This is a genomic window from Pseudomonas paraveronii (assembly GCF_963681955.1).
GTDB lineage: Bacteria > Pseudomonadota > Gammaproteobacteria > Pseudomonadales > Pseudomonadaceae > Aquipseudomonas > Aquipseudomonas paraveronii.
In genome coordinates, this window is sequence record NZ_OY817130.1 from 6,010,874 (window position 1) to 6,035,679 (window position 24,806).

General features: G+C 62.6%; 21 protein-coding genes and 2 pseudogenes. 11 read left to right on the top strand and 12 right to left on the bottom strand.

The features are described 5' to 3' along the window. Positions 1–10 precede the first annotated feature (10 nt). The 4 genes from U5A08_RS27925 (at position 11) to U5A08_RS27940 (ending at position 3,126) form a co-directional block, all read left to right on the top strand. Positions 11–556, top strand: coding sequence for a twin-arginine translocation pathway signal protein (locus U5A08_RS27925; protein ID WP_321849401.1), 546 nt, complete (start codon positions 11–13; stop codon positions 554–556). Positions 557–592: 36 nt separating this feature from the next. Next, positions 593–2,188: a GMC family oxidoreductase gene (locus U5A08_RS27930; protein ID WP_321849402.1), complete on the top strand. Its 1,596-nt coding sequence runs from the start codon at positions 593–595 to the stop codon at positions 2,186–2,188. 103 nt (positions 2,189–2,291) lie between these two features. Next, on the top strand, positions 2,292–2,771 hold the full coding sequence (coaD, locus tag U5A08_RS27935) for a pantetheine-phosphate adenylyltransferase (protein ID WP_022641651.1): 480 nt from the start codon (positions 2,292–2,294) through the stop codon (positions 2,769–2,771). A gap of 103 nt (positions 2,772–2,874) precedes the next feature. Then, positions 2,875–3,126 carry a YfhL family 4Fe-4S dicluster ferredoxin gene (locus U5A08_RS27940; RefSeq protein ID WP_247403809.1) on the top strand — a complete coding sequence of 84 codons (252 nt, stop codon included), beginning with the start codon at positions 2,875–2,877 and terminating at the stop codon, positions 3,124–3,126. A 122-nt stretch (positions 3,127–3,248) separates the two neighbouring features. On the opposite strand, the gene mutM is transcribed toward U5A08_RS27940, so the two are convergent. Together mutM and U5A08_RS27950 are read right to left on the bottom strand one after the other, a co-directional pair. After that, positions 3,249–4,061, bottom strand: coding sequence for a bifunctional DNA-formamidopyrimidine glycosylase/DNA-(apurinic or apyrimidinic site) lyase (gene mutM / locus U5A08_RS27945; RefSeq protein WP_247403806.1), 813 nt, complete (start codon positions 4,059–4,061; stop codon positions 3,249–3,251). A 21-nt stretch (positions 4,062–4,082) separates the two neighbouring features. Continuing rightward, a complete protein-coding gene (locus tag U5A08_RS27950; protein ID WP_253400452.1) occupies positions 4,083–4,895 on the bottom strand; it encodes an HDOD domain-containing protein in 813 nt (270 codons plus the stop codon). A gap of 259 nt (positions 4,896–5,154) precedes the next feature. On the opposite strand from U5A08_RS27950, the gene U5A08_RS27955 reads away from it, so the two are divergent. After that, positions 5,155–6,351 (top strand): class I SAM-dependent rRNA methyltransferase, encoded by a 1,197-nt coding sequence (locus U5A08_RS27955; protein ID WP_057003961.1) that lies wholly within the window; start codon positions 5,155–5,157, stop codon positions 6,349–6,351. Between the two features lie 225 nt (positions 6,352–6,576). Continuing rightward, entirely contained in the window at positions 6,577–7,776 is a 1,200-nt protein-coding gene (locus tag U5A08_RS27960) for an MFS transporter (RefSeq protein ID WP_321849406.1), read from the top strand. Between the two features lie 125 nt (positions 7,777–7,901). On the opposite strand, the gene U5A08_RS27965 is transcribed toward U5A08_RS27960, so the two are convergent. Next, positions 7,902–8,360, bottom strand: coding sequence for an REP-associated tyrosine transposase (locus tag U5A08_RS27965; RefSeq protein WP_253399968.1), 459 nt, complete (start codon positions 8,358–8,360; stop codon positions 7,902–7,904). Between the two features lie 440 nt (positions 8,361–8,800). Between U5A08_RS27965 and ilvD the strand changes: the two genes are divergently transcribed. Together ilvD and U5A08_RS27975 are read left to right on the top strand one after the other, a co-directional pair. Continuing rightward, entirely contained in the window at positions 8,801–10,642 is a 1,842-nt protein-coding gene (gene ilvD, locus U5A08_RS27970) for a dihydroxy-acid dehydratase (protein WP_057003962.1), read from the top strand. 139 nt (positions 10,643–10,781) lie between these two features. Further along, positions 10,782–12,203 (top strand): hypothetical protein, encoded by a 1,422-nt coding sequence (locus U5A08_RS27975; RefSeq protein ID WP_321849409.1) that lies wholly within the window; start codon positions 10,782–10,784, stop codon positions 12,201–12,203. A 74-nt stretch (positions 12,204–12,277) separates the two neighbouring features. Here the strand turns inward: U5A08_RS27975 and U5A08_RS27980 are convergent, their stop codons facing one another. Beyond that, positions 12,278–13,339 (bottom strand): HAD family hydrolase, encoded by a 1,062-nt coding sequence (locus tag U5A08_RS27980; RefSeq protein WP_321849411.1) that lies wholly within the window; start codon positions 13,337–13,339, stop codon positions 12,278–12,280. A 225-nt stretch (positions 13,340–13,564) separates the two neighbouring features. Between U5A08_RS27980 and U5A08_RS27985 the strand changes: the two are divergent. After that, positions 13,565–14,011: pseudogene (locus tag U5A08_RS27985) on the top strand (cation:dicarboxylate symporter family transporter); the annotation flags it as partial. Between the two features lie 84 nt (positions 14,012–14,095). Here the strand turns inward: U5A08_RS27985 and U5A08_RS27990 are convergent. Beyond that, positions 14,096–14,608, bottom strand: a complete 513-nt coding sequence (locus U5A08_RS27990) for a dihydrofolate reductase (protein WP_253399970.1) — start codon at positions 14,606–14,608, stop codon at positions 14,096–14,098. Between the two features lie 90 nt (positions 14,609–14,698). Between U5A08_RS27990 and U5A08_RS27995 the strand changes: the two genes are divergently transcribed. Together U5A08_RS27995 and U5A08_RS28000 are read left to right on the top strand one after the other, a co-directional pair. Then, complete coding sequence (locus U5A08_RS27995; RefSeq protein ID WP_321849412.1) at positions 14,699–16,078, top strand: DUF2868 domain-containing protein; 1,380 nt, start codon at positions 14,699–14,701, stop codon at positions 16,076–16,078. After that, positions 16,071–17,438 carry a DUF3482 domain-containing protein gene (locus tag U5A08_RS28000; protein WP_321849414.1) on the top strand — a complete coding sequence of 456 codons (1,368 nt, stop codon included), beginning with the start codon at positions 16,071–16,073 and terminating at the stop codon, positions 17,436–17,438. The genes U5A08_RS27995 and U5A08_RS28000 overlap by 8 nt, the downstream gene beginning before the upstream one ends. Positions 17,439–17,447: 9 nt before the next feature. Here U5A08_RS28000 and U5A08_RS28005 read toward each other — a convergent pair whose 3' ends face one another. The 7 genes and pseudogenes from U5A08_RS28005 to U5A08_RS28035 form a co-directional block, all read right to left on the bottom strand. Beyond that, the gene (locus tag U5A08_RS28005; RefSeq protein WP_253399973.1) at positions 17,448–17,987 is read right to left on the bottom strand and encodes a hypothetical protein; all 540 of its coding nucleotides are present in this window, start codon (positions 17,985–17,987) and stop codon (positions 17,448–17,450) included. 92 nt (positions 17,988–18,079) lie between these two features. After that, positions 18,080–18,637: a phosphonate degradation HD-domain oxygenase gene (locus U5A08_RS28010; RefSeq protein ID WP_321849415.1), complete on the bottom strand. Its 558-nt coding sequence runs from the start codon at positions 18,635–18,637 to the stop codon at positions 18,080–18,082. Continuing rightward, positions 18,634–19,764: pseudogene (locus U5A08_RS28015) on the bottom strand (TIGR03364 family FAD-dependent oxidoreductase); the annotation flags it as partial. The gene U5A08_RS28010 and the pseudogene U5A08_RS28015, both read right to left, overlap by 4 nt. A 125-nt stretch (positions 19,765–19,889) precedes the next feature. Continuing rightward, on the bottom strand, positions 19,890–20,903 hold the full coding sequence (locus U5A08_RS28020) for a putative 2-aminoethylphosphonate ABC transporter substrate-binding protein (RefSeq protein ID WP_321849416.1): 1,014 nt from the start codon (positions 20,901–20,903) through the stop codon (positions 19,890–19,892). Between the two features lie 18 nt (positions 20,904–20,921). Next, a complete protein-coding gene (locus tag U5A08_RS28025; protein ID WP_321849417.1) occupies positions 20,922–22,634 on the bottom strand; it encodes a putative 2-aminoethylphosphonate ABC transporter permease subunit in 1,713 nt (570 codons plus the stop codon). Position 22,635: 1 nt separating this feature from the next. Further along, positions 22,636–23,700, bottom strand: coding sequence for a putative 2-aminoethylphosphonate ABC transporter ATP-binding protein (locus U5A08_RS28030; protein WP_321849418.1), 1,065 nt, complete (start codon positions 23,698–23,700; stop codon positions 22,636–22,638). 236 nt (positions 23,701–23,936) lie between these two features. Beyond that, positions 23,937–24,800, bottom strand: a complete 864-nt coding sequence (locus U5A08_RS28035; protein WP_276195323.1) for a LysR family transcriptional regulator — start codon at positions 24,798–24,800, stop codon at positions 23,937–23,939. Between the last annotated feature and the right edge of the window lie 6 nt (positions 24,801–24,806).

Genomic DNA, 24,806 nt, shown 5'->3' on the forward strand with positions numbered 1-24,806 from the left:
AACCATAACAATGAACCCAAGCCTGACTGATTCACCCGCGCTGTCGCGGCGCGGCGTCCTGAAAATCGGCCTGTGCGCCAGCGCCTTCCTGGCCACCGCCGGGCTGGGCGCCAGCCTCAGCGGCTGCTCCAGCAGCACCCCGGCCAGCGGCTTTGCCCTGTTGCGCAGCAGCGACTTGCCGTTTCTGCGCGCGGTGATCCCGGTGCTGCTGGAAGGCGTGGCCAGCGCCCAGGAAGTCGCCAGCGGGATTGAAGACACCCTGAAAAAACTCGACTACAGCCTGCAGCACCTGTCGCCGGAGATGTTCAAGCTCACCCAGCAACTGTTCGACGTGCTGGGCATGGGCATCACCCGCGGCCCACTGACCGGGATCTGGGGCAGTTGGGAAAACGCCAGCGCTGAACAAATCCGCAACTTCCTGCACCGCTGGGAAAACAGCTACCTGAACCTGCTGCGCATGGGCCAGGGCTCGCTGCTCAAACTGGTGATCATGGCCTGGTACTTCCGGCCGGCGTCCTGGGCCCATTGCGGCTACCCCGGACCACCGAAGATCTGATTCGCATCCCCCCAATAAAAACAAGAGACGACCCTGATGCCCGTACCCGATCTGTTCCGCGACGGCCTGGCCCGTGGCTGGAAAACCCACAACGGCGCCGCCCTCGACCGCGACCTGACGCTGGAAGCCGACGTAGCGATCATCGGCAGCGGCGCCGGCGGCGGCACCACCGCCGAAATCCTCAGCGCCGCCGGCTACAAAGTGCTGCTGATCGAAGAAGGCCCGCTCAAGACCAGCAGCGATTTCAAGCTGCTCGAAGACGAGGCCTACGCCAGCCTGTATCAAGAAGGCATCGGCCGCATGAGCAAGGACGGCGCCATCACCATCCTGCAGGGCCGGGCGGTGGGCGGCACCACGCTGATCAACTGGACCTCCAGCTTCCGCACCCCGGACGCCACCCTCAGCCACTGGGCCAGCGAGTACGCGGTTAAGGGCCACAGCAGCGCGGACATGGCGCCGTGGTTCGAAAAAATGGAACAGCGCCTGGGCATCGCCCCCTGGGCCATGCCGCCCAATGCCAACAACGACGTGATCCGCAAAGGCTGCGAACAGCTTGGCTACAGCTGGCATGTGATCCCGCGCAACGTGCGCGGCTGCTTCAACCTGGGCTATTGCGGCATGGGTTGCCCGGTCAACGCCAAGCAGTCGATGCTCGTGACCACCATCCCCTCCACCCTGGAGAAAGGCGGCGAGTTGTTGTACCTGGCCCGCGCCGAACGCCTGAAATACAGCGGCGACCGCATCAGCAGCCTGGAATGCGTAGCGATGGACGAACGCTGCGTCGCCCCTACCGGGCGCACCATCACGGTCAAAGCCAAACACTATGTGCTGGCTGGTGGCGGCATCAACAGCCCGGCGCTGCTGATGCGCTCGGACGCCCCCGACCCGCATTCGCGGCTGGGCAAGCGCACCTTTTTGCATTTGGTGAATTTCTCCGCGGCGCTGTTCGACGAGGTGATCAACCCGTTCTATGGTGCGCCGCAGTCGATCTATTCCGATCACTTCCAATGGCAGGACGGCACCACCGGCAGAATGTCGTACAAGCTGGAGGCACCGCCGCTGCACCCGGCGCTCGCCAGTACGTTGCTCGGCGGCTACGGCACACAAAACGCCCTGGACATGAGCCAATTGCCGCATACCCACGCGATGCTCGCCCTGCTGCGCGACGGTTTCCACCCCGACAGCCCGGGCGGCAGCGTTGAGTTGCGCGGCGACGGCACGCCGGTGCTCGATTATCAGGTTTCGCCTTACGCCTGGGACGGCCTGCGCCGCGCGTTCCACAGCATGGCCGAGATCCAGTTCGCGGCGGGCGCCAAGTCGGTCAAGCCGCTGCACCACGATGCGCGCTACGTGAAGACCCTGGCCGAAGCGCGCAGCCTGATCGACGGCCTTAACCTGGAATTGCACCGCACCTGCCTGGGCAGCGCCCACGTGATGGGCGGCTGCGCCATGGGCGAAGAGCCGAAAAACGCCGTGGCCGACAGCCTCGGCCGCCATCATCAACTGCGCAATCTGTCGATTCATGACGGCTCGCTGTTCCCCACCAGCATTGGCGCCAACCCGCAATTGTCGGTGTACGGATTGACCGCGCAACTGGCGAGCGCATTGGCCGAACGTCTGAAAACAGCATGAAAAAACCGGGTATTTCGCGCGTCTATTCGTATAAGTCGACTTGGCCGACCGGGATGGCTGCGATACCATCCGGTTCCCCAACGGACTCCGCCAGGACGACGCGATGAACCGAGTGTTGTACCCAGGTACCTTCGACCCGATTACCAAAGGCCATGGCGATCTGGTCGAACGCGCCTCGCGCTTGTTCGACCATGTGATCATCGCGGTCGCGGCCAGCCCCAAGAAAAACCCGCTGTTTCCCCTGGAACAGCGCGTGGAGCTGGCGCGTGAGGTCACCAAGCACCTGCCCAACGTAGAAGTGGTGGGTTTCTCGACGCTGCTGGCGCATTTCGCCAAAGAGCAGAACGCCAATGTATTCCTGCGTGGCCTGCGCGCGGTGTCGGACTTCGAATACGAATTCCAACTGGCCAACATGAACCGCCAACTGGCGCCGGACGTGGAAAGCCTGTTCCTCACGCCGTCGGAACGTTATTCGTTCATTTCCTCGACGTTGGTCCGTGAAATCGCCGCTTTGGGCGGAGATATCACCAAGTTCGTGCACCCGGCCGTGGCCGAGGCGCTGACCCTGCGCTTCAAGAAGTAAGACCGCTCACTCGGCGCCCGCTCGCACTGCGGGCGCCAATGCGGCACAATTGCGCGCATTAGTTTTTCAGATGCCTTGGCTGACTGCCCTGGCAGGAGTTTCCATGTCCCTGATCATCACCGACGATTGCATCAACTGCGACGTCTGCGAACCCGAGTGCCCGAACGCCGCGATTTCCCAAGGCGAAGAGATCTACGTGATCGACCCCAACCTCTGCACCCAGTGCGTCGGTCACTACGACGAACCGCAGTGCCAGCAGGTGTGCCCGGTGGATTGCATTCCACTGGATGAAGCGCATCCGGAAACGCAAGAGCAATTGATGGTGAAGTACCGGAAGATTACCGGTAAGGCTTGAGTCTGGTGGCGTCTGTAAGGGCCTCATCGGGGGCAAGCCCCCTCCCACATTTGAATGTATTCACACATCAAAGTGTGGGAGGGGGCTTGCCCCCGATGGCGATATCCGCCATCACACAACAATCAGCTCTGACACTTCGGGCAAAACACACTCGCCCGCTGCCCCAGCACCACACTGCGCAACTCGCTCCCGCAGACCTTGCACGCCTCGCCCCCTCGGCCGTAGACGAACAGCTCCTGCTGGAAATACCCCGGCTGCCCATCGCCACCGATAAAGTCGCGCAACGTGGTGCCGCCGCGTTCGATGGCGGCCGCCAGAATGCGTTTGATCTCGATCGCCAGCTTCAAATAGCGCCCGCGTGAAATGCCACCCGCCTCGCGGCGTGGATCGATCCCCGCCGCGAACAACGCTTCCGTCGCGTAGATATTGCCCACGCCCACCACCACCGCGTTGTCCATGATGAACGGCTTCACCGCCATCGAACGCCCACGGGACAGTTTGAACAGGCGCTCGCCATCGAACAGCTCGGTCAACGGCTCCGGCCCCAGGCGAATCAGCAATTCGTGGTTGTGCGGGTCCAGGCTCCAGAGCATCGCGCCGAAACGCCGAGGGTCGGTGTAGCGCAGGGCCAGGCCCGACTCCAACTCGATGTCCACATGCTCGTGCTTCGCCGCCGGCAGGCCGACTTCCACCAGGCGCAGGTTGCCCGACATACCCAGGTGACTGATCAGGGTGCCCACTTCGGCATTGATCAACAGGTACTTGGCCCGCCGCTCCACCAGCACGATGCGCTGCCCGGACAGGCGCACATCGAGGTCTTCCGGGATCGGCCAGCGCAGGCGCCGCTCACGCACTACGACGCGGCTGACCCGCTGGCCTTCCAGGTGCGGCGCAATCCCGCGTCGAGTGGTTTCGACTTCTGGTAACTCGGGCATGTGTACCTCGTGAGAAAAGGGTCAGTGCGCGCCCAGTTCGCGGATCGACAACTTCATGCTTTGGAAGTCGTAATCCGACAGGCCCACGTAGTCCAGCACCAGATGGCCAATCGCATCCCACTCATGGTCAACCGCCTGGTTGCCCAGCACCCGGTACGACGAGCAGATGTGCTCGGCCATTTTCAGGATCGCCAGCAGGTTCTTGAGTTGCGAATTGCGCGACGACTCATCGCTGAAAATCGCCAGGGCGTTGTGGTGGTTGGCAATGGCGTCGGTCACATGCTCCGGCAGGCGCCAGGACTTGGCGGTGTAATAGCCGACCACCGCATGGTTGGTGTTGAACGCGTTGTTTTCGGTGTCGACCACACGGCAGTCGGCGCCGGCATTGGCATAGGCCTCCTCGAGCACCTCCATGTAATTGGGGAAGCGCTTGAGCATCAGCGGTACGCCGCAATCGTGGAACAGCCCCAGGGCATAGGCTTCGTCTACCGCCTGGGCGCCGGTGCGCTTGGCCAGGGTCAGGCAGGTCATGGCCACATCCTGGGCGGTGTCCCAGAAACGGTTGAGGGTGACGATGGTGTCGTCGCTCATCTCGCCTTTGATCGACAGGGCGTTGATCAGGTTGATGATCGAGCGGCTGCCCAATAGGTTCACCGCGCGCTGGATCGAGGCGATCTTGTTACTCAGGCCGTAATACGACGAGTTGACGATCTTCAACAGCGCGCCGGACAGGCCCGGGTCCTGGGAGATCAAGCGCGCGATCACTTCCAGGTCCGGGTCGGGCATGTACTGCTCCATCTGCAAATCCACCATGATTTGCGGCTGGGGCGGCACGCTGATGCCTTGCAGGGCCTGCTGGATCTGTTCGGCGGAAAGCTCTTGGGACATAAGTACACACTCTGGGCGAGAAAGGGATTCTAACCCCGATGGGAAGCTGACCGACACCTCAAAAAGCCAATGGCACGCCCATCAAATGGGCACTGCTTGCTATGGCGAGGACGCTTGCTCCCGCTGACCCCTACAGCCCATCAGGCCAAGCCGCGAAATTTCATGTAACACGGTATACTCCCGCTCTTTTTTCCGGAGCGACGTCATGTCCCTGCCAAGCCTGCGTCTCAAAGCCAATGCCGATCGTCGTTTGCGCAACGGCCACCTGTGGGTCTACAGCAACGAAATCGACGTGGCCGCCACCCCACTTCACGGCTTCCAGGCAGGCGACCAAGCCATCCTGGAAGCGGCCGGCGGCAAGACCCTGGGCATCGTGGCCATGAGCCCGAACAACCTGATCTGCGCGCGCCTGCTGTCGCGCGACATCAAGTTGCCTTTGGACAAGTCGCTGCTGGTACACCGCCTGAACGTCGCCCTGTCCCTGCGTGATCGCCTGTTCGACAAGCCGTTCTACCGCCTGGTCTACGGCGACTCCGACCTGCTGCCGGGCCTGGTGGTCGACCGTTTCGGCGACATCCTGGTGGTACAGATCGCCTCGGCGACCATGGAAGCGCATAAAGAAGACGTGATCGCCGCCCTGACCCAAGTGCTCAAGCCAAGCGGCATTCTGTTCAAGAATGACTCCGCCGCGCGTGACGCCGAAGGCCTCAACCGCTACGTCGAAACCGTGTTCGGCCTGGTGCCGGAGTGGGTCGCGCTGGAAGAAAACGGCGTGAAATTCGAAGCCCCGGTGATCCAGGGCCAGAAAACCGGCTGGTTCTACGACCACCGCATGAACCGCGCACGCCTGGCCCCGTATGCCAAAGGCAAGCGCGTCCTCGACCTGTACAGCTACATCGGCGGCTGGGGCGTGCAAGCGGCGGCCTTCGGCGCAACTGAAGTGTTCTGCGTCGACGCCTCGGCCTTCGCCCTCGACGGCGTCGAGCGCAACGCCGCGCTGAATGGCGTCGCCGAGAAAATGACCTGCATCGAAGGCGACGTCTTCGAAGCCCTGAAAGAACTGAAAGCCAGCGAAGAACGCTTCGACGTGATCGTCGCCGACCCACCGGCCTTCATCAAACGCAAAAAAGACATGAAAAACGGCGAAGGCGCCTACCGCCGCCTCAACGAGCAAGCCATGCGCCTGCTCAGCAAGGACGGCATCCTGGTCAGCGCCTCGTGCTCGATGCACCTGCCGGAAGACGACCTGCAAAACATCCTGCTGACCAGCGCCCGTCACCTGGACCGCAACATCCAGATGCTCGAACGCGGCGGCCAAGGGCCGGATCATCCGGTACACCCGGCGATTGCCGAGACGCGCTACATCAAGAGCATTACGTGCCGGTTGTTGCCAAATAGCTAAAGACCAAAACCGTCCCCCTGTAGGAGCGAGCTTGCTCGCGAAAAACGCATAGACGACGCGGGCTACCTGATAGCGCTGCGTCAGCGTTGACGTGCTTCGCGAGCAAGCTCGCTCCTACAGGGGCGGCGTACACCATTACGGGACGCTTCGCACAATAGATTTGATTGAATTCCATTTTTCGCAGACTAGTATCGGTTTCTGGTTTTACTCCGGAAATGACCACTCATGTCTGAGCCCTTCTGCTCTCCCGCCCTCAGTGGCGAGGTAAAACGCCAACAACTTTCCCGCTTCATCCTGATCACCTGCATTGCCCTGATCAGCTTCTTCCCGATCAATATTCTCCTGCCGTCGTTCCCCGCCCTGGCCGCCCAATTCGACACTCCGACGGCCGACGTCGCGCTCTCCATCAGCCTGTTCACACTGGTCTTCTCCATCTCCCAACTGATCGCCGGCCCGTTGTCGGACAAATGGGGGCGCAAGGAAGTGCTGCTCGGCTGCATCACGCTGTCGATTCTTGGCGCAATAGGCTGTGCACTGGCGTCAGACTACCTGACCTTCCTGCTGTTTCGCACGGTGCAGGCCACGGGCTGCGGCTTCTTCGTCCTGGGTCACGCCCTGGTGGAAGACCTGTTCGACGCACAGGACCGGGCCCGGGTGCGCCTGTACTACATGACCCTGAGCGGTTCGTTTGTCGCGCTATCCCCGCTGATAGGCTCCTGGCTGCAAACCACATTCGACTGGCAAGGCAGCTTCTATGGATTCGCGGCGATGGCGCTGGGCATGTTGATCCATGCGTTCTGCATCCTGCCGTCCAAATCCGCCAGCCCCCATCGCGCGCCAGTATCCATCATCGCCACGCTGAAAGCCGTCGCCGGCAATCGCGATTTCCTGCGCTACTGGTGGATCGCCGCGCAGGTGTTCGCCTGCTACTTCGCCTTGATCAGCGTGACGCCGCTGATTTTCATGGACGCGTTGAAGCTTTCCGAATATCAGTACGCGCTGGTGCTGATGGTGTACGGCACGGCTTATCTCCTCGGCGGGGTGGCAGCCTCGTACCTGCAAAAACGTATCGCGCTGTCCCGGCAAATCAATATCGGTCTTGGGTTGTTGCTGGTCGCGGGTGTGCTGCTGGCGCTGATTATCATCTTTGACGCCATTACCACGGTGACCCTGCTCATCCCGATGCTGATCAGCGCACTGGCGGTCACCCTGGTTCGTCCCGCCGCAATTTCGGCGGCGATGCTGTTGTTTTCAAGCAGCGCGGGCACAGCAGCGTCAGCAGGAAATAGCATCATGTTCTTCACCGCCGCCGTCAGCAGCGCAGCGCTTGCACAAACCGGCAGTCATTTGCTGATGACGATTGCCGTGAGCTTTATCATTTTCAGCCTGTGGGGTTGGCTGACCAATGCGCGGGGCGGACACTGACCCTTCCCCCCTTGTAGGAGCGAGCTTGCTCGCGAAAAACGCATAGACGACGCGGGCTACCTGATAGCGCTGCGTCATCGTTGACGTTCTTCGCGAGCAAGCTCGCTCCTACAAGGGAGAAGAGGTCACAACCAGATGGCGTCCCATAGCGGGTACTGGCCGATATGCTCGACCAGCCCTGCACGCAAGGGATTGGCCACGATATAGCGGGCCATTGCTTTCAAATCTTCCTCCCGACGCAGCGCGCGGTCGAAGTAGCCTTTTTGCCATAGGGTCCCGAACGAACACCTGGCCTGGTTGATGGCACGGGCACTTCGCGACTTGGTGATTCGCATCAGCCTTGGCAAGTCGCCGTTATGCAACTCGACCAGCCAATGGAAATGGTCAGGCATGACCACCCAGGCCAGTGAAGTCGCCTCACCCTCGTCCTGAGCCTGCCTGAACTCACTGACAAGCAGGCGGCCGATGCGCCAGTCCTGAAAGACCGATTGCCGTTGATGGGTAACCGCAGTGATCAGGTAAATACGGCCCGACTCCGAACAGCGCCCGATGCGCAGCCGATGTGCATGTTGCTGGGTGGACATTCCTTCGTCCTCTTCTGTGAATGGAAGAGAAACGGTAGGCGCAGCGACGTCAACCGGCCTCTAAACAGTGGTTCTGAATATGTCCCCCCTGTAGGAGCAAGCTTGCTCGCGAAAAGCGTCAACGATAACGCCGTACAATCAGGAGGCCCGTGTCGCCTGTTCGTTTTTCGCGAGCAAACTCGCTCCTACATCAGATTGGTTGATCCGGGCGTGCGTCGCCACGGCGCTTTTCGCCATTCCCTCCAGCCGCCAGCGGTGTAGAATCGGCCTATTCATCGCCAGTCATCCCCCGGCGGGTTTATGAGCTCAAGGCCACTGCGCACGGCGATCCCGTAACGTTTGCGGCAACTTCCGGACACCAGTGCCATTTTTCGGGTGTTCCAGACGTCCATAGAAGCTCACTCCCCTTTGACATCTGATTAGCCGCCCGGAGTGCTCCAATGCCTGATTACCGCTCGAAAACATCCACCCACGGCCGCAACATGGCCGGCGCCCGCGCACTGTGGCGTGCCACGGGGATGAAAGATGACGACTTCAAGAAGCCGATCATCGCGATTGCCAACTCGTTCACCCAGTTCGTCCCCGGCCACGTCCACCTCAAGGACCTGGGCCAACTGGTCGCCCGCGAGATCGAACGCGCCGGCGGTGTCGCCAAAGAATTCAACACCATTGCCGTGGACGACGGCATCGCCATGGGCCATGACGGCATGCTGTATTCCCTGCCGAGCCGCGAGATCATCGCCGATTCCGTGGAGTACATGGTCAACGCCCACTGCGCCGACGCCATCGTCTGCATCTCGAACTGCGACAAGATCACCCCCGGCATGCTGATGGCCGCCCTGCGCCTGAATGTCCCGGTGATCTTCGTCTCCGGCGGCCCGATGGAAGCCGGCAAGACCAAACTCGCCTCCCATGGCCTGGACCTGGTCGACGCCATGGTCATCGCCGCCGATTCCAGCGCTTCTGACGAGAAGGTTGCGGAATACGAGCGCAGCGCCTGCCCGACCTGCGGTTCGTGCTCCGGCATGTTCACCGCCAACTCGATGAACTGCCTGGTGGAAGCCCTGGGCCTGGCCTTGCCGGGCAACGGTTCGACGCTGGCCACCCACAGCGACCGCGAGCAGTTGTTCCTGCAGGCCGGCCGCACCATCGTCGAGCTGTGCAAGCGCTACTACGGCGAGAACGACGAGTCGGTGTTGCCGCGCAACATCGCCAACTTCAAGGCGTTCGAAAACGCCATGACCCTGGACATCGCCATGGGCGGTTCCACCAACACCATCCTGCACTTGCTGGCCGCCGCCCAGGAAGCCGAGATCGATTTCGACCTGCGCGACATCGACCGTCTGTCCCGTCATGTGCCGCAACTGTGCAAAGTCGCGCCGAACATCCAGAAGTACCACATGGAAGACGTCCACCGCGCCGGCGGGATCTTCTCGATCTTAGGTTCCCTGGCCCGTGGCGGCCTGCTGCACACCGACCTGCCGACCGTACACAGCAAGTCCCTCGCCGAAGGCATCGCCAAGTGGGACATCACCCAGACTGACGACGAAGCCGTGCACACCTTCTTCAAGGCCGGCCCGGCGGGCATCCCGACCCAGACCGCATTCAGCCAGTCGACCCGTTGGGACACCCTCGACGCCGACCGTGAAAACGGCTGCATCCGCAGTGTCGAGCACGCCTATTCGAAAGAAGGCGGCCTGGCCGTGCTGTACGGCAACATCGCCCTCGACGGCTGCGTGGTGAAAACCGCCGGTGTGGATGAGTCGATCCACGTGTTCGAAGGTCGCGCCAAGATCTACGAAAGCCAGGACAGCTCGGTACGCGGCATCCTCGCCGACGAAGTCAAAGAAGGCGACATCGTGATCATCCGCTACGAAGGCCCGAAAGGCGGCCCGGGTATGCAGGAGATGCTCTACCCAACTTCGTACCTGAAATCCAAGGGCCTGGGCAAAGCCTGCGCCCTGCTGACCGACGGCCGTTTCTCCGGCGGCACCTCGGGCCTGTCCATCGGCCACGCTTCGCCTGAAGCCGCTGCCGGCGGCGCGATCGGCCTGGTACAGGACGGCGACAAGGTGCTGATCGACATTCCGAACCGTTCGATCAACCTGTTGATCAGCGATGAAGAACTGGCTGCACGCCGGGTCGAGCAGGACAAGAAGGGCTGGAAGCCGGTGGAGAAGCGTCCACGCAAGGTGACGACTGCGTTGAAGGCTTATGCGTTGCTGGCGACCAGCGCCGACAAGGGTGCCGTGCGTAACAAGGCAATGCTCGACGGCCTTTAAGGCTTAGCACTTCCGTGTAAAGCCCGCTCCATAAAAATGCCCCGCCACGTGCGGGGCATTTTTATGGGCCTTGGAAGCTATTGCCTTTTATCCTGCGGCCGATAAAGTGCCCGACTGATCTATCAAGGACCCACTCCACATGGACGCCCGCTCGACCACTCTTCGCCCCGCTGCTTCGTTTTTTTTGCTGCTGGCCCTCGCAGGTTGCAGTTCCGCACCAAAGCCCCAGGTAAACCTTGGCCCTACACTTTTCAACGAGGCGCTGACGCTGCCGGCACTCGACCACTCCATCGTGCGCGAAGGTGATAGGGTCATGTACGCCGTGGAATTGAAGCAAAACCCGCTGACCCTGCGATTCGACGCATCATGCACACAAGGTCCGGGGAGGATGTTCTATCCCACCCGAAACAGTCTGAGGCCGTTTACCGACCCTCAGGGCACAGGCTCCGATCTACCAGCGGTGCAGGCCCAGCAGTTACAACAAAGCGCGCAATTACAAGATGTCTGCAAAGCGCGCCCTGCGCCAGACTGGCGGACACTAGCCGCCCCAACGGATCAAGATTGGTTACTCATTGATCGCAACAGCCTGGAGCAGCGCGGCAACCTGATGCTTATCTGGGCCGCTACAGATTTTCGGCACTACCACATCGCCACAGGCGGCTCATTGTTCATTCAACAGCAGCAGCGGCTGGCCCTCGATTGCACACAGCAGACCGTCACGCTGCTGAGCCAATTCAACATTGATGACGCCCATCAAGCGATCAACGGCGAAATCCAGCGGCAACCCAAGCCCCTAACGCAGAATCAGGCTTCGGCCGACCAAGTGCGTCTCTTCAATGCCGTCTGCCCGTCGCCAGAGGCACTGGCCAAGCTGCCCACATTCAAACCACGCCAAGCACTACCACCGGTCATTCGTACACCGACTGCCGCTCCAGCAGTCGTGGCCGCTATTCGCGAACTTGACCTGCCTCAGCCGGCGCGTACCCTGAACCAACTGACCTACGACTATGAAGCCGTGCTTTTCAACAAAACCCGGATAGGCGATCAGACCAAAAAGACCGCGATCAGCATCGACGCTACCTCCGGGCAAACGCTGGTGCAAACCCAGGATTCGGCGCTTGGGTACGCCCTCGACCTGACATTCAGGGGCCTGTTCGATCTCGCCAGCGAGAGCATCGATCCCGACACCGGCAATGAGAAGGCGCAGACACGTGCTCTGGTGGGTTTGAGCTTTCAAGGTGACTGGCACACCCTGAGGCCAGGCAGCGAAGTCAGTTACACCCAGACTTGGTCAAAGTCGGTCAACCCGGATGGCAGCCCTTCGGCAGACACGCAGCCGCCCAGGACCGTGACCTGCAAGGTCGTCCGGGAACTGCCTGCCAGCGCCTTGCATTCTGACTTGCAAGGACCTGCCAAGGTGCTCGACTGCCTGACGATGAATACCAGCAAACCGCTTTGGACTGTCCAGTCGGTGTACCTAGCTGACTACGGACTGTTCATCAAGGTGCGGGAGAACGACATCGTGATGCTCAGGACCTGGTTCCCGAAGTCAGTGAAGTGAGGCGCTGCTGAGTCGTTCCGCATAAAAAAGCGCCCGCTATGTGCGGGGGCTTTTTTTGGCCTTGTGTTTCGGTCTTACTGGATCTCATCCGGCTTGACGATCACCCAGTTCTTGTCCGCCGTCACCGGCAAGCCTTCCTTGGCCTGGGCGGCCGCGTGCTTGACCATCATGCCGTTGAGTTGGGTCATGTATTTGTCCTTGCGGTTGATCCACAGGTGGATGCCGCCCTTGGCCACGTCCACATCGTGGAACAGCATGTAGCCGTCGCTGGTGGGCGTATCGCCGCCGACGATCACCGGCTTTTTCCATTCGTCGATGTAGGTCAGGATCGCGGCGTGCTTGCCGGCCATCCAGGTCGCCGGGGTCCACAGGTAGGGGGTCAATTCCAAACCGAGGTTGGCTTTTTCGTCGTATTTACCGGCCGTGATCTGCTTGCGCGCGGTGGTCAACTCGCCGGTCTTGCGGTCCTTGAGCAGGGTGCTCACGCCGATGACGTTCTGCGGTTTGACGTTGTAGCCGTACTTCGGATCGGCGGCGACCATACGCACCAGCTCTTCCGACGCGGCGGTCATCACATACACCTCGATGCCGTTTTCCATCAGCTTGTTGTACAGCTCGGCCTGGCCGGTGAAGACCTTCGGCGGTTGCACCTCGGAGTTCTTCACCACGTCGCCTTCGAAATAGCTGACCGGCACCGGCTTGCCGGACGCCATCAACTCATCGACCTGGACCTTGAGCTCCTTGAGGGTAAAACCTGCAAACACCTGGGCCACCCACGGGTAGCAGACCATGTCGTCCACTTCGCACAGGCGATAGTAGTAACTGAACAGGCTTTCCTTATGGTCGGCGGTGTCTTTGAAGGGCATCAGTTTGAGCGACGGGTCGAGGCTGTCGCGGGTGATCAGGCCCTTGTTTTCCATGTAGGGCAGCAGGGATTCTTCGAGGTCGTAGCGGTAGCTGGTGTTGTCCATGTCGAACACCGCGAAGTTACCCTTGTTGGCGTTGGCGGTGATCATTTCGTTCAGTTGCTTGGCGGCCGGCGCCGGCCAGTGTTTCAACTCGGTGGCGGCGAACACCTGGCTGGCGAGCCCGAGGCAGAATGCGGCGGATACGAGTAGTTTCGGCGCGAGCTTCATAGGCGTTGTCTCCCTGAGTGAAAGACATCGACGCTAACAAATCCCTGTGACAGTTTTCGCCCGGTCGCGACCGCTTGCGTTCTGATTCCGCCATTGCCATGCGCCAGAGCGCCAACCACTTATTCCAAAAACGACAGACACCATTCCATATCGGTATTAAATCAATATATATCAAGCTGTTAGGCTTTCCGGTTCGCAATCGCAGGCTCACGCGATTGGCAGCACTCTCAACGGAGCCAGACACGCCGCCTGGGCATCCCGCACGCCATCGCCGGTTTCGCTGCCTCGTTCGGCGCGACCATCGGCCAGAACGGTTGCGCCGGTCTCTATCCGGCAATGCTCGCGGTGATGGTCGCGCCGACGGTCGGCATCAACCCGTTGGACCCGCTGTGGATCGCGACCCTGGTGGCGATTGTGACCTTGAGTTCGGCGGGCGTTGCCGGCGTGGGCGGCGGTGCGACGTTTGCCGCGCTGATCGTGCTACCGGCGATGGGCTTGCCGGTGTCACTGGTGGCGCTGCTGATTTCCGTGGAGCCGCTGATCGACATGGGCCGTACCGCGTTGAACGTGAACGGTTCGATGACGGCGGGGGCGATTACCAGCCAGATCATGCGGCAGACGGATAAAGAACGGCTGAATGCGGATGAGCGTGCTGAGTTGGCGCAGGCCTGATAGACCGCTATCGGGGGCAAGCCCCCTCCCACATTTGACCGAGTGAACGCGGTCAGTGTGGGAGGGGGCTTGCCCCCGATGCTTTTAGGCTTTTTCCCAGACTTCAAAGTTGTAGGCCGGCTTGTCACCTTCGGCCGGGTTCTGCAGATTGGAAACCAACTTCCACTGGTTCGCATCAAACGCCGGAAACCACGCATCCCCTTCCGGGCTCAGCGCCACCCGCGTCAGGTACAGGCGATCGGCCTGCTCCAGACCCTGTGCATACAGCTGCGCGCCGCCGATCAGCATCAGCTCATCCACGCCCTGCTCCAGCGCCCAGGCTTCAGCCCGCGCCACGGCGGCATCGAGCGACGGAAAAACTTCCGCACCTTCCAGCGCAAGATCGGTCTGACGGCTAACCACAATGTTCAAGCGCCCCGGCAGCGGTCGGCCCAGGGAGTCCCAGGTCTTGCGCCCCATGATGATCGGCTTGCCGAGCGTGGTGGCCTTGAAATATTTGAAATCCCCCGGCAAATGCCAGGGCATGCTGTTGTCGACGCCGATCACACGGTTTTCACCGAGGGCTGCGATCAGGCTTAAAGGGAGAGTTTTTTTCATGGCGACGAGAATACCAGAGCCACGCGAAGCGTACCCCAACCGGCTGCACAGCGGTTATGCTCCAGGCTCACTGACACAACAGGACAGCGCGTGACCGCACTGAACCCACTGCACAAACTCTGGCTGACGGAAACCGTGCGCCTGCGCGAAGAACACGCCGGCCCGCTGGAAGACCTGGAAGCCAATCGCCTGGCCCGCACGGCCGGCGGCGACCTGCCGACGCGCATTCAACAGCGCGCCCTGCACCTGGCCGAGCGCGATGGGCTGACAACCGCCCTCATCCGCTGGCTGCAAGGTGCGCGTTTGGCCCTGATACTGCTGGCGATAGTCGCGGTGATCAGTGGCGCAGGCCTGGCCTTTGCTGCACTGGGTAACGGCTTGACCCCGGTGAATGTGTTCTGGGCGCTGGGCAGCCTGCTCGGCTTGAACCTGATCCTGCTGATCAGTTGGGCATTGGGCCTGCTGTTTGCCGGAGAACACAGCGCCAGCCTCGGCCGGCTGTGGTTGTGGCTCAGCGAAAAACTCGCGCGTGACGCCAAGGCCGCGCAACTGGCGCCGGCGTTGCTGCTGCTATTGCAGCGCCAGAAGCTCAATCGCTGGGCCGTCGGGGTGCTGGTCAACAGCCTGTGGTTACTCGCATTGCTCAGCGCGCTGGCGATCCTGCTGACACTGCTCGCCACCCGGCGCTACGGTTTTGTGTGGGAAACCACCATCCTCGGCGCCGACACCTTCGTCGCCGTGACCCAAGCCCTCGGCGCCCTGCCCGCCCTGTTTGGTTTCAACGTCCCCACGGTGGAGATGATCCGCGCCAGCGGCGATTCCGCCCTGAACATCGACAGCGCCCGCCAGGCCTGGGCTGCCTGGCTGGTGGGCGTGCTGCTGATCTACGGCCTGTTGCCGCGGTTGATCCTCGCCCTGCTGTGCCTGTGGCGCTGGAAACGCGGACGCGCCGCCCTGCGCCTGGACCTCAACCTGCCCGGCTACAGCCAACTGCGCGAACGCCTGATGCCGAGCAGCGAGCGGCTTGGCGTCAACGATGCCGCACCGCAACAGTTGCACGCCGTCAGCGGCGGCGTCAGCGAACAGCACAGCGACGGCGCGCTGTTGGTCGCCATCGAACTCGACGACCAGCACCCGTGGCCGCCGAAACTGCCGGGCAACGTGAAGAACGCTGGCATCCTCGACAGCCGCGAATCGCGCCACAAACTGCTGGAACAACTGACCCGCTTCCCGCCCGCACGCCTGGCCATCGCCTGCGACCCACGCCGCTCACCCGACCGTGGCAGCCTGGCGCTGATCGCCGAACTGGCGCGCAGCGCCAGCGCCACCCGCGTGTGGCTGCTGCAAGCGCCGCCCGGCCAGGCGCTGGACGCCGAGCGCCTGGGCGATTGGCACGCGGCGCTGCAACAACTGGAGCTGCCCTTCGCCGATTGCGCGCCGTTGAACTGGCTGGAGAGCGGTCATGACTAAACCCCTGAAACTCGCCGTGGTCGGCCACACCAACGTCGGCAAAACCTCGCTGCTGCGCACGTTGACCCGCGATGTCGGTTTCGGCGAAGTCTCCCATCGCCCCAGCACCACGCGGCATGTCGAAGGCGCACGCTTGTCGGTCGAGGGCGAAGCCCTGCTGGAACTCTACGACACCCCCGGCCTGGAAGACGCCATCGCCCTGCTCGACTACCTGGAACGCCTGGATCGCCCCGGCGAACGCCTCGACGGCCCGGCACGCCTGGCGCGTTTTCTGGAGGGCAGCGAAGCCCGCCAGCGTTTCGAACAGGAAGCCAAGGTGCTGCGCCAACTGCTGGCCTCCGACGCCGGCCTGTATGTGATCGACGCCCGCGAGCCGGTGCTGGCCAAATACCGCGACGAACTGCAAGTGCTGGCCAGTTGCGGCAAACCGTTATTGCCCGTGCTCAACTTCGTCAGCAGCAACGATCATCGCGAACCAGACTGGCGCGAAGCCCTGGCCCGCCTCGGCCTGCACGCACTGGTACGGTTCGACAGCGTCGCGCCGCCGGAAGACGGCGAACGCCGCTTATATGAAAGCCTCGCCCTGCTGCTGGAAAATGCCCGGCCGCAACTGGAACGGCTGATCCTCGACCAGCACGCCCAACGCCAGGCCCGCCAGCAAAGCGCTGCGCGGCTGATCGCCGAACTGCTGATCGACTGCGCCGCGTGCCGGCGCAGCGTGGTCACTGAAGAGGAACCGCAAGCCATCGGCGATTTGCGCAAGGCCGTGCGCCAGCGCGAGCAGCGTTGCGTGGAAGCCTTGCTCAAGCTGTTCGGCTTCCGCCCGCAGGACGCCGCCGCCAGCGACTTGCCATTGCTCGACGGGCGCTGGGGCGATGACCTGTTCAACCCGGAAACCCTCAAGCAACTCGGCGTGCGCGTCGGCGGCGGGATTGCCGCCGGCGCGGCCGCCGGTGCCGGGGTCGACCTGCTGGTGGGTGGGTTGACCCTTGGCGCCGCCGCGCTGGCGGGCGCCATTGCCGGTGGCGCGCTGCAAACCGCGCGCAGCTATGGCAGCCGCCTGCTGGGCAAGATCAAGGGCCAGCGCGAGCTGACCGTCGACGACAGCGTGCTGCGCCTGCTGGCCCTGCGCCAACGCCAATTGCTCAAAGCCCTGAACCTGCGCGGTCATGCGGCGATGCACAGCATCAAGGTCGACACGCCCCAGGACAAGACCTGGCGCGAAGGCAAGCTGCCCGATGCCCTGCACAAGGCCCGCGCCCATCCGCAATGGTCGTCCCTCAACCCCCACGCCAAATTGAGCCAGGCCGAGCGCCAGGAACAGGTCGAAGCCTTGGCCGCCCGGCTCGACGAAGCGTGACCGCGCTTATTAGTGTGCGTACCACTCAAAGCCCAGAAAGGTCGTACACAACGTGCGGATCAGCTCTTTATCGGCCTTGTCCGCGATACCGTCGCGGTCGATGTCACTGTTGGTAAACGATTCCAGCACCCCGTCGCCATCGCCGTCATAGGCGGCCGCCTTGTAGATCAGCGAACCCTTGCACTGCGGCGCCGTGCGCTCATGGAAGTCCAGCTTGACCGCGTTGGGCGTGCCTGTTTTGCCGTAATGATCGACGTACATCGTCAGCGTGCGCTGCCAGTGGCTGCGCCGATTGAACCAGTTCAACTTCAAAAAGCTGTCGGCGAAGGTGTCCACCCGGTGTTTTTCCAGCATGCCGGGCCGGGTGGCCGGGCTCAGATCGTCCGCCCATTGCAGGTCGACCTTGCCATCCGCGCTCATGTCCACGGCGAAAATCTCGTGGATCAGTTCATCGGGACAGCCAGCCCGCTGCTCATAGAAGTGCAGGATGACCGTGTCCGCCCGACCGTTGCCGCTCATGTCCTGGGCCGTCACTTTTAAGTAGCGCATCAGCGTTGCTCCTTGGATTGAAGAAGCAAGCACCTTAGTGATCCGAGCACCCAGGCTCTAGGCGGCGCATCTGCGTTTGGCGTAAGGCCAATCTACGCAGCCAGTAGCCGTGCGGCCTTGGCCTTGAGTGCCTGCAGATCGAGCACCGGCACATGTGGTTGCTTGGCCTGTTCGTCCCAGTGACGCAGACGCAGGCTGACCGCGTAGAGCGGGTCTTGCTCGAAAGCCCGTGCTTCGTCAGGCGTCATCACCCCACCTTGATAGGCCAGCGTGCGGCGGCTGGCTTCGCTCAACCGGGCGTAGTAGTCCGGCTGGCTGAAGGTCAGGTAGCGCTTGGCCTGGACGTGATATTCCACCAGCCTGGCCAGGCGCTCGCCGAAGCCGGCGCGGCGCAGGTAATCGGCGCCCAGCCGCTCATGGCTGACCACGCCATAACCCCCCATGCTCGCCCCGCCCTGGCCGCAGAGATGGCCGATATCGTGGAAAAACGCCGCCAGCACCACTTCATCGTCGAAGCCTTCGGCCATGGCCCACTGCGCGGCCTGGGACATGTGTTCGAGCTGCGATATCGCCTCGCCGATGTAATCCGTCGTGCCGTGCTGCTCGTACAGGCCGAAGACCTCGGCAATCACCTGTTCCGGGTTCTTCATGCCTCACCCCAGAGTGCGCTGATATTGCGCTCGGCCAACGCCGGGCCGACGCTCATGCCCACGCCGGTGTGCATCAAGGCGGCGCTGACGCCGGGCGCCACGCGCAGGAACGAGAACGGCGCCGGCCCGCGTGCGCCATAGACGCCCTGCCAACGCTCGACCACCTGGACCTTGCAACCCAGGGTCTGCTCGGCCAGTTCGAGCATCCAGTCATCGACCTGCTCGGCATTGAACGGCGACGCCTCGCGGCCGTAGTCGTGGGAGTCGCCGATGATCAGTTCGCCATGGGGCGTCGGGCTGATCAGCAGGTGAATCCCGTGCTCATGCAGGTGCGGTGCCTCGTGCAGGATCTGCGCCTGCACCGCCACCGCTTCCGGCAGGTCGGCAAAGGCGCCGTAATGCACGCAACTGAGGCCGGTGAGCAAGGCGTGTTGCAGGTTCAGGTTAACCGCCGGCCGCGCGCGCAGCATTTGCAGGCGGCAGACATGCGGGTTGAGTTCGGCAATCGCCTCGGCCAGCAGGGTTTGGTAGTCGTGGCCCGAGCAGACGATGATCTGCGCGCCCCGGAAACTGCCCGCCGTGCTGTGCAACTGGCCGGGCTCGACGTCGCGCACCAGGGTGGAAAAGTGAAACTCCACCTGCAATTCCTCGCGCAGGTAGTGGATCAGCGCCGGGATCGCCTCGCGCGAATACAGTTGCTGATCGTCCTTGCCGTGCAACGCCGCACGGTGATGACGGAACTGGCCGCCGTACAGATCCCTCAACGCCGCGCCTTGCAGCAGCTCGACGTTGTAGCCGTGCTCCAACGCGCGGCTGGCGCAGAAGGCTTCCAGTAGATGTTCTTCGGCTTCGCTGCGGGCGAACAGGTACGAGCCGTTGCGCTTGAGCTGCAAGCCGGCCAGCCGCGCCCATTCGCCCCAGATATCGCGGCTTTGCCGCGCCAGGTCGAGCATCGGGCCTGGCGGTTGGCCGGTGACCAGGGCCTGGCCGAAGTTGCGTACCGAGGCGCCCAGGGGCGTGGCGCTGCGCTCGAACACCTTGACCTTGAGCCCGCGCCTGGCTGCTGCGTAGGCGTGGGACAGGCCGAGGATGCCGGCGCCGATGATCAATAAATCTGTCATGACATACGTAACCCTCTGTAGGAGCGAGCTTGCTCGCGAAGCACGTCAACGATAACGCAGCGCTATCAGGTAGCCCGCGTCGTCTATGGGTTCTTCGCGAGCAAGCTCGCTCCTACAGGTAGAGGTGAAATTTATTGTTTCTCCGACTTACCGTCATAGCGCTTGCGCCATTCAGTCAGAATGCTGTCGCGGTTTTTCGAGGCCCAGGTGAAGTCGTTCTTGATCAGCCGCTGCTCGTAGTCCGCCGGCAATTCGGTCTGCGGCTTGGCGATGCCCGGCTGGGCGAGTACGGCGAAGTTGTCCTTGTACAGGTCCATCGCCGCGGTGCTGGCGGAGAAGTCGGCGAGTTTCTTCGCCGCGTCGGCGTGGGCGCTGCCCTTGATCACGGCGGTCGCTTCGATGTCCCAGCCCTGGCCTTCTTTTGGCAGGATGATGTCCAGCGGCGCGCCCTGGCGCTTCAACTGCACGGCCGGGTATTCGAAGGAAATACCGATCGGGAATTCACCCGAAGCCGCCAGCTTGCATGGCTTGGAACCGGAGTGAACGTACTGGCCGATGTTCTGGTGCAGGTCGTCCATGTACTGCCAGCCCTGCTTCTCGCCGAAGGTCTGCAGCCAGGCGCTCACATCCAGGAAACCTGTGCCCGACGACGCCGGGTTAGGCATCACGATCTTGCCCTTGTACTCAGGCTTGGTCAGGTCCTGCCAGCTCACCGGCTTGGTCAGCCCCTGCTTCTCGGCTTCGACGGTGTTGAAGCAAATGGTCGCGGCCCAAACGTCCATGCCGACCCAGGCGGGTGGGTTGGCGGCGTCGCGGTAGTGTTTGCCGATCTTATCCAGGTCCTTGGGCGCGTAACTCTCAAGCATGCCCTGCTGGTCGAGGATCGCCAGGCTCGAAGCCGCCAGGCCCCAGACCACGTCGGCTTGCGGGCGGTCTTTTTCCGCGAGCAGCTTGGCGGTGATGATGCCGGTGGAGTCACGTACCCATTTGATTTCGATATCGGGGTTGGCTTGTTCGAAGGCTTTTTTGTAGGTCTTCAATTGCTCGGCTTCGAGGGCCGTGTACACGGTCAGTTCGGTCTTGGCGAAGGCATTCAGGCTGAATGCAGTGAGTACGGCAGCGACCAGCGCCAGGGGCTTGAACATGGAATACCTCCTTCAGGGTTATTGGCCCGGCGCGGTCTGGCGCCAGGCTTGGGAGCGGCGCAACACGCCACGTGAGGCCCACGCCAGCAGCAGCGAGACGCTGGCCGAAGTGAACAGGATCAAGGTGGACATGGCCGCCGCACCGCCCACATTGCCGGCGTCGTCCATGTTCAACACGGCGACGGCGGCGAGGATGGTGTCGGGGCTGTAGAGGAAGATCGCGGCCGAGACGGTGGTCATCGCCGACACAAACAGGTAGCGCACGATGTCCAGCAGCGCCGGCAGGCAGATCGGCACGGTCACGCGCAGGTAGTGGCGGTACAGCGGCGCCTTCAGCGACAGCGCTGCGGCTTCGAACTCGGCGTCCAGTTGGCGCAGCGCGGTGGTGGCGGTCATCTGCGCGGTGGTCAAATAGTGCGCAATGGTGCACACCACCAACAACGTCATGGTGCCGTAGAACACATGCAGCGGGTTGCTGCGGAGGTTGAAGAAGAAGACGTAGCCCAGGCCCAACACCAGGCCCGGCACGGCCATTGGCACAAAGCTGAGCATGTGCAGCGCCAGGTTGAGGCCCTTCTGGCCCTGGGTCTTTTCCATCAGGTAGGCGCCGGTGAAGATCAATACGCTGCCGATCAAGGCTGTAAACAGTGCCAGGGTCAGGCTGTTGCGGTACGCCAGCCAGCCGCCGCCGGCCGTGTCTTCGAACTGGTAGTGGTTGAGCGACAGCGACAGGTTGTAAGGCCAGAACTTCACCAGCGACGAGTACACCGCCATGCCGAACACCAGCAACAACACCGCGCAGATCAGCAGCACGATGGCCAGGTAACAGGCATCGCGCCGCCGCGATGGGGCCGGCTGGAACACCTGGGCACGGCCGCCCATGGCATCGCCCTGACGCCGACGCAACCAGGCGTCGACACCAAAGCTGAACAGCGCCGGTAGCAGCAACACCATGCCGATCAACGCCCCGCGCCCGAACTGTTGCTGGCCGACCACGGCCTTGTAGGCTTCCAGCGCCAGCACCTGATAATCGCCGCCGACCACCACCGGTACGCCAAAGTCAGTGATGGTCAGGGTGAACACCAGGCAAAACGCGGCGAACACTGCCTGGCGCGTGGCAGGCCAAGTGATGCTGCGGAATGCCCGGGCCGGGCTGGCGCCCATGCTTGAGGCGGCATCGAACAAGCGCGCATCCGCCAGGGAAAGCGCCGACAACAGGATCATCAAGGCGTGTGGGAAGGTGTAGATCACTTCGCCGAGGACAATGCCCCAGAAGCCGTAGATGTTGTCCGACAGCAAACCGCGCAACAGGCCCTGGTTGCCGAACAGATAGACCAGCGCGATCCCCGGCAGCATCGACGGCGCCATCAGGGGCAGCAACGACAGCCCGCGCCAGATCGCCTTGGCCGGGATCAGCGTGCGTTGCAGTGCGTAGGCAAACAGATACGCCAGCGGTACGACGATGGTCGCCACGCTGAGGGAAACTTTCAGGCTGTTACCGAGCAGCCAGTGGAAGTTGGCGCTGCTGACCAGTTCCCGTGCCGCCACCAGCCCGCCGCCCTGCCCGGCTTCGCTGCTGAAGCCACGCCAGAAGATCGCCAGCAGCGGCAGCAACACCGCGACGCCCAGCAAGCACAGCCACAGCCATTTGCCGCCCAGCACTAAAAGGCGGTCGCCCAGCTCGGCACGGGATGCCCGGCGCGCCATCGGCAGTGTCATGACCGCCGCCATCTCAGGCAAACACCTGCAGGCTGCGCGGCGGCAACGCGACCCAGATGTCCTGGGCGCCCAGGCGCGGCATGGCTTCCGGGGCCAGTTCGGCCAGCAGCGGATGACCGGGCAGTTGCGCCAGTTCAAAGCTCATGCGGCAACGGTTGCCGAGAAAGGTGATCTCGCGGACCTTGGCCGCAAACAGGTTCTCTTCATGCACCGGCGGGTTGACGCTGATCGCTTCCGGGCGGCAGAACAAGCGCCCGGAGGTGGCCGCGCCGGCATCCTCGGCCAGGCGCATGTGCATCCCGCCGACCTGGGCGTGGCTCGCGCTGCTGCGGCTGAACGGCAGCCAGTTGCCCTGGCCGACAAACTCCGCCACGAACGGCGTGGCCGGGCGGTCGTAAATCTCTTGGGGCGTGGCGTATTGCTCGACCTTGCCGTTGTTCATCACGGCAATGCGGTCGGCCATCAACATGGCTTCGTCCTGATTGTGGGTGACCATCAGCGTGGTGACACCCAGGCGCCGTTGCAGTTGGCGCAGTTCGGTACACAGGTGCTCACGGACGCGGGCGTCGAGGGCCGACATCGGCTCATCGAGCAGCAACAGCGAGGGTGCCGGCGCCAGGGCGCGGGCCAGCGCGACCCGTTGTTGCTGGCCGCCGGAGAGTTGGCCGGGGTATTTCTTTTCGCTGCCGAGCAAGCCGACCAGTTCAAGCATCTGGCCGACGCGCTTGCGCACTTCATCGCGACCGCTGCCGGTGAGGCCGTAGCCGATATTCGCTTCAACGGTGAGATTGGGGAACAGCGCGTAGGACTGGAACAAAATGCCGTAGTCCCGCGCCTGGGGCGGCAGCAGGGAAACATCCCGTTCGCCCAGGTAAAGCTCACCGCTGTCCTGGCGCTCCAGGCCGGCGATGCAACGCAGCAGCGTGGTCTTGCCGCAACCGGACGGGCCCAGCAGGCACACCAGCTCGCCGGCGGCGACGTCCAGGGACACGTTGTCCAGCGCGGTAAAGGCGCCGAAACGTTTCTGGATACCGCGCACCTTCATTGGCGCGCCGGGTTGGGTCAGGGCTGTGTTCATGAAGGCACCTCATCAAACGAATGAGGGCCATGCTAGGCAGGCAATGCGTCCCTGGTGTGGCAGAAAGGCAAAACGTGGCGATAGTGGTATTGGTGGATTTGGGTAGTGGGGTGCCAGGTCTGGCGCTATCGGGGGCAAGCCCCCTCCCACATTTTGACCGCATTCTCATGTTGGAACTCGGTCAAGTGTGGGAGGGGGCTTGCCCCCGATAGCGCCCTCAAGGTCACCACCAGATTTCAGATCGGCGACATTTCCTGCGCCAACCCAAGAAAAGCAGCCGGCAGGCGCGCGCCTTTTCTTTCCTTGAGGCAGTAGAGGTACTCAGCAATCTGCGGCGCATTCTCGATGCTCAGCACCCGCAACTGCGGATCATGGGGCACTTCCTGGCGGGCGATGATGCTGATGCCGATATTGCGCAGCACCGCTTCACGAATCGACTCGCGGCTGCCGATTTCCAGCAGCGGCCCGTAACTCACGCCGGCGCCCTGCAGCATCTGTTCGGTCAGGCGTCGTGTGGTGGAGCCGGCTTCACGCATCAACAGCGTATGCCCGGCAAGCGCGGTCAACGGCACATGATCGAGCGTCGCCAGCGGGTGGTTGCGATGCACCGCCAGCACCAGCGGATCGGTGCCCAGCACACGGCGAATCAGGCGTGGGTCTTCCAGCAACTGCGAGGACGCCGCGACGTCGACGCGGTAATCATCCAGGGCTTCGAGCACCTGTTGGGAGTTGCCGATTTCCACCGACACCTCCACCTGGGGCAGGCGCTCGCGGAAGGCTTTGACCAGGTCGAGGATGTAATACGGCGCCGTCGCGGCAATCCGCAATGCGCCCTGGACTTGACCACTGTTACGCAGGAAAAACTCAATGTCCGCTTCCTGCTGCAACAGCGTCTTGACCATCGGCAGCAGGCGCGCGCCTTCGTCACTGACCGTCAAGCGGCGGCCACCGCGATAGAACAACTCGACGCCGTACTGGCTTTCCAGGTTGCGAATCTGCGTGGTGACGGTGGGCTGGCTCAGGCCGAGTTTTTTCGCCGCCTGGGTGATGCTGCCCAGGCGGGCGACCATAAAAAACGCCTTCAACTCGGCACTCAGCACACCACC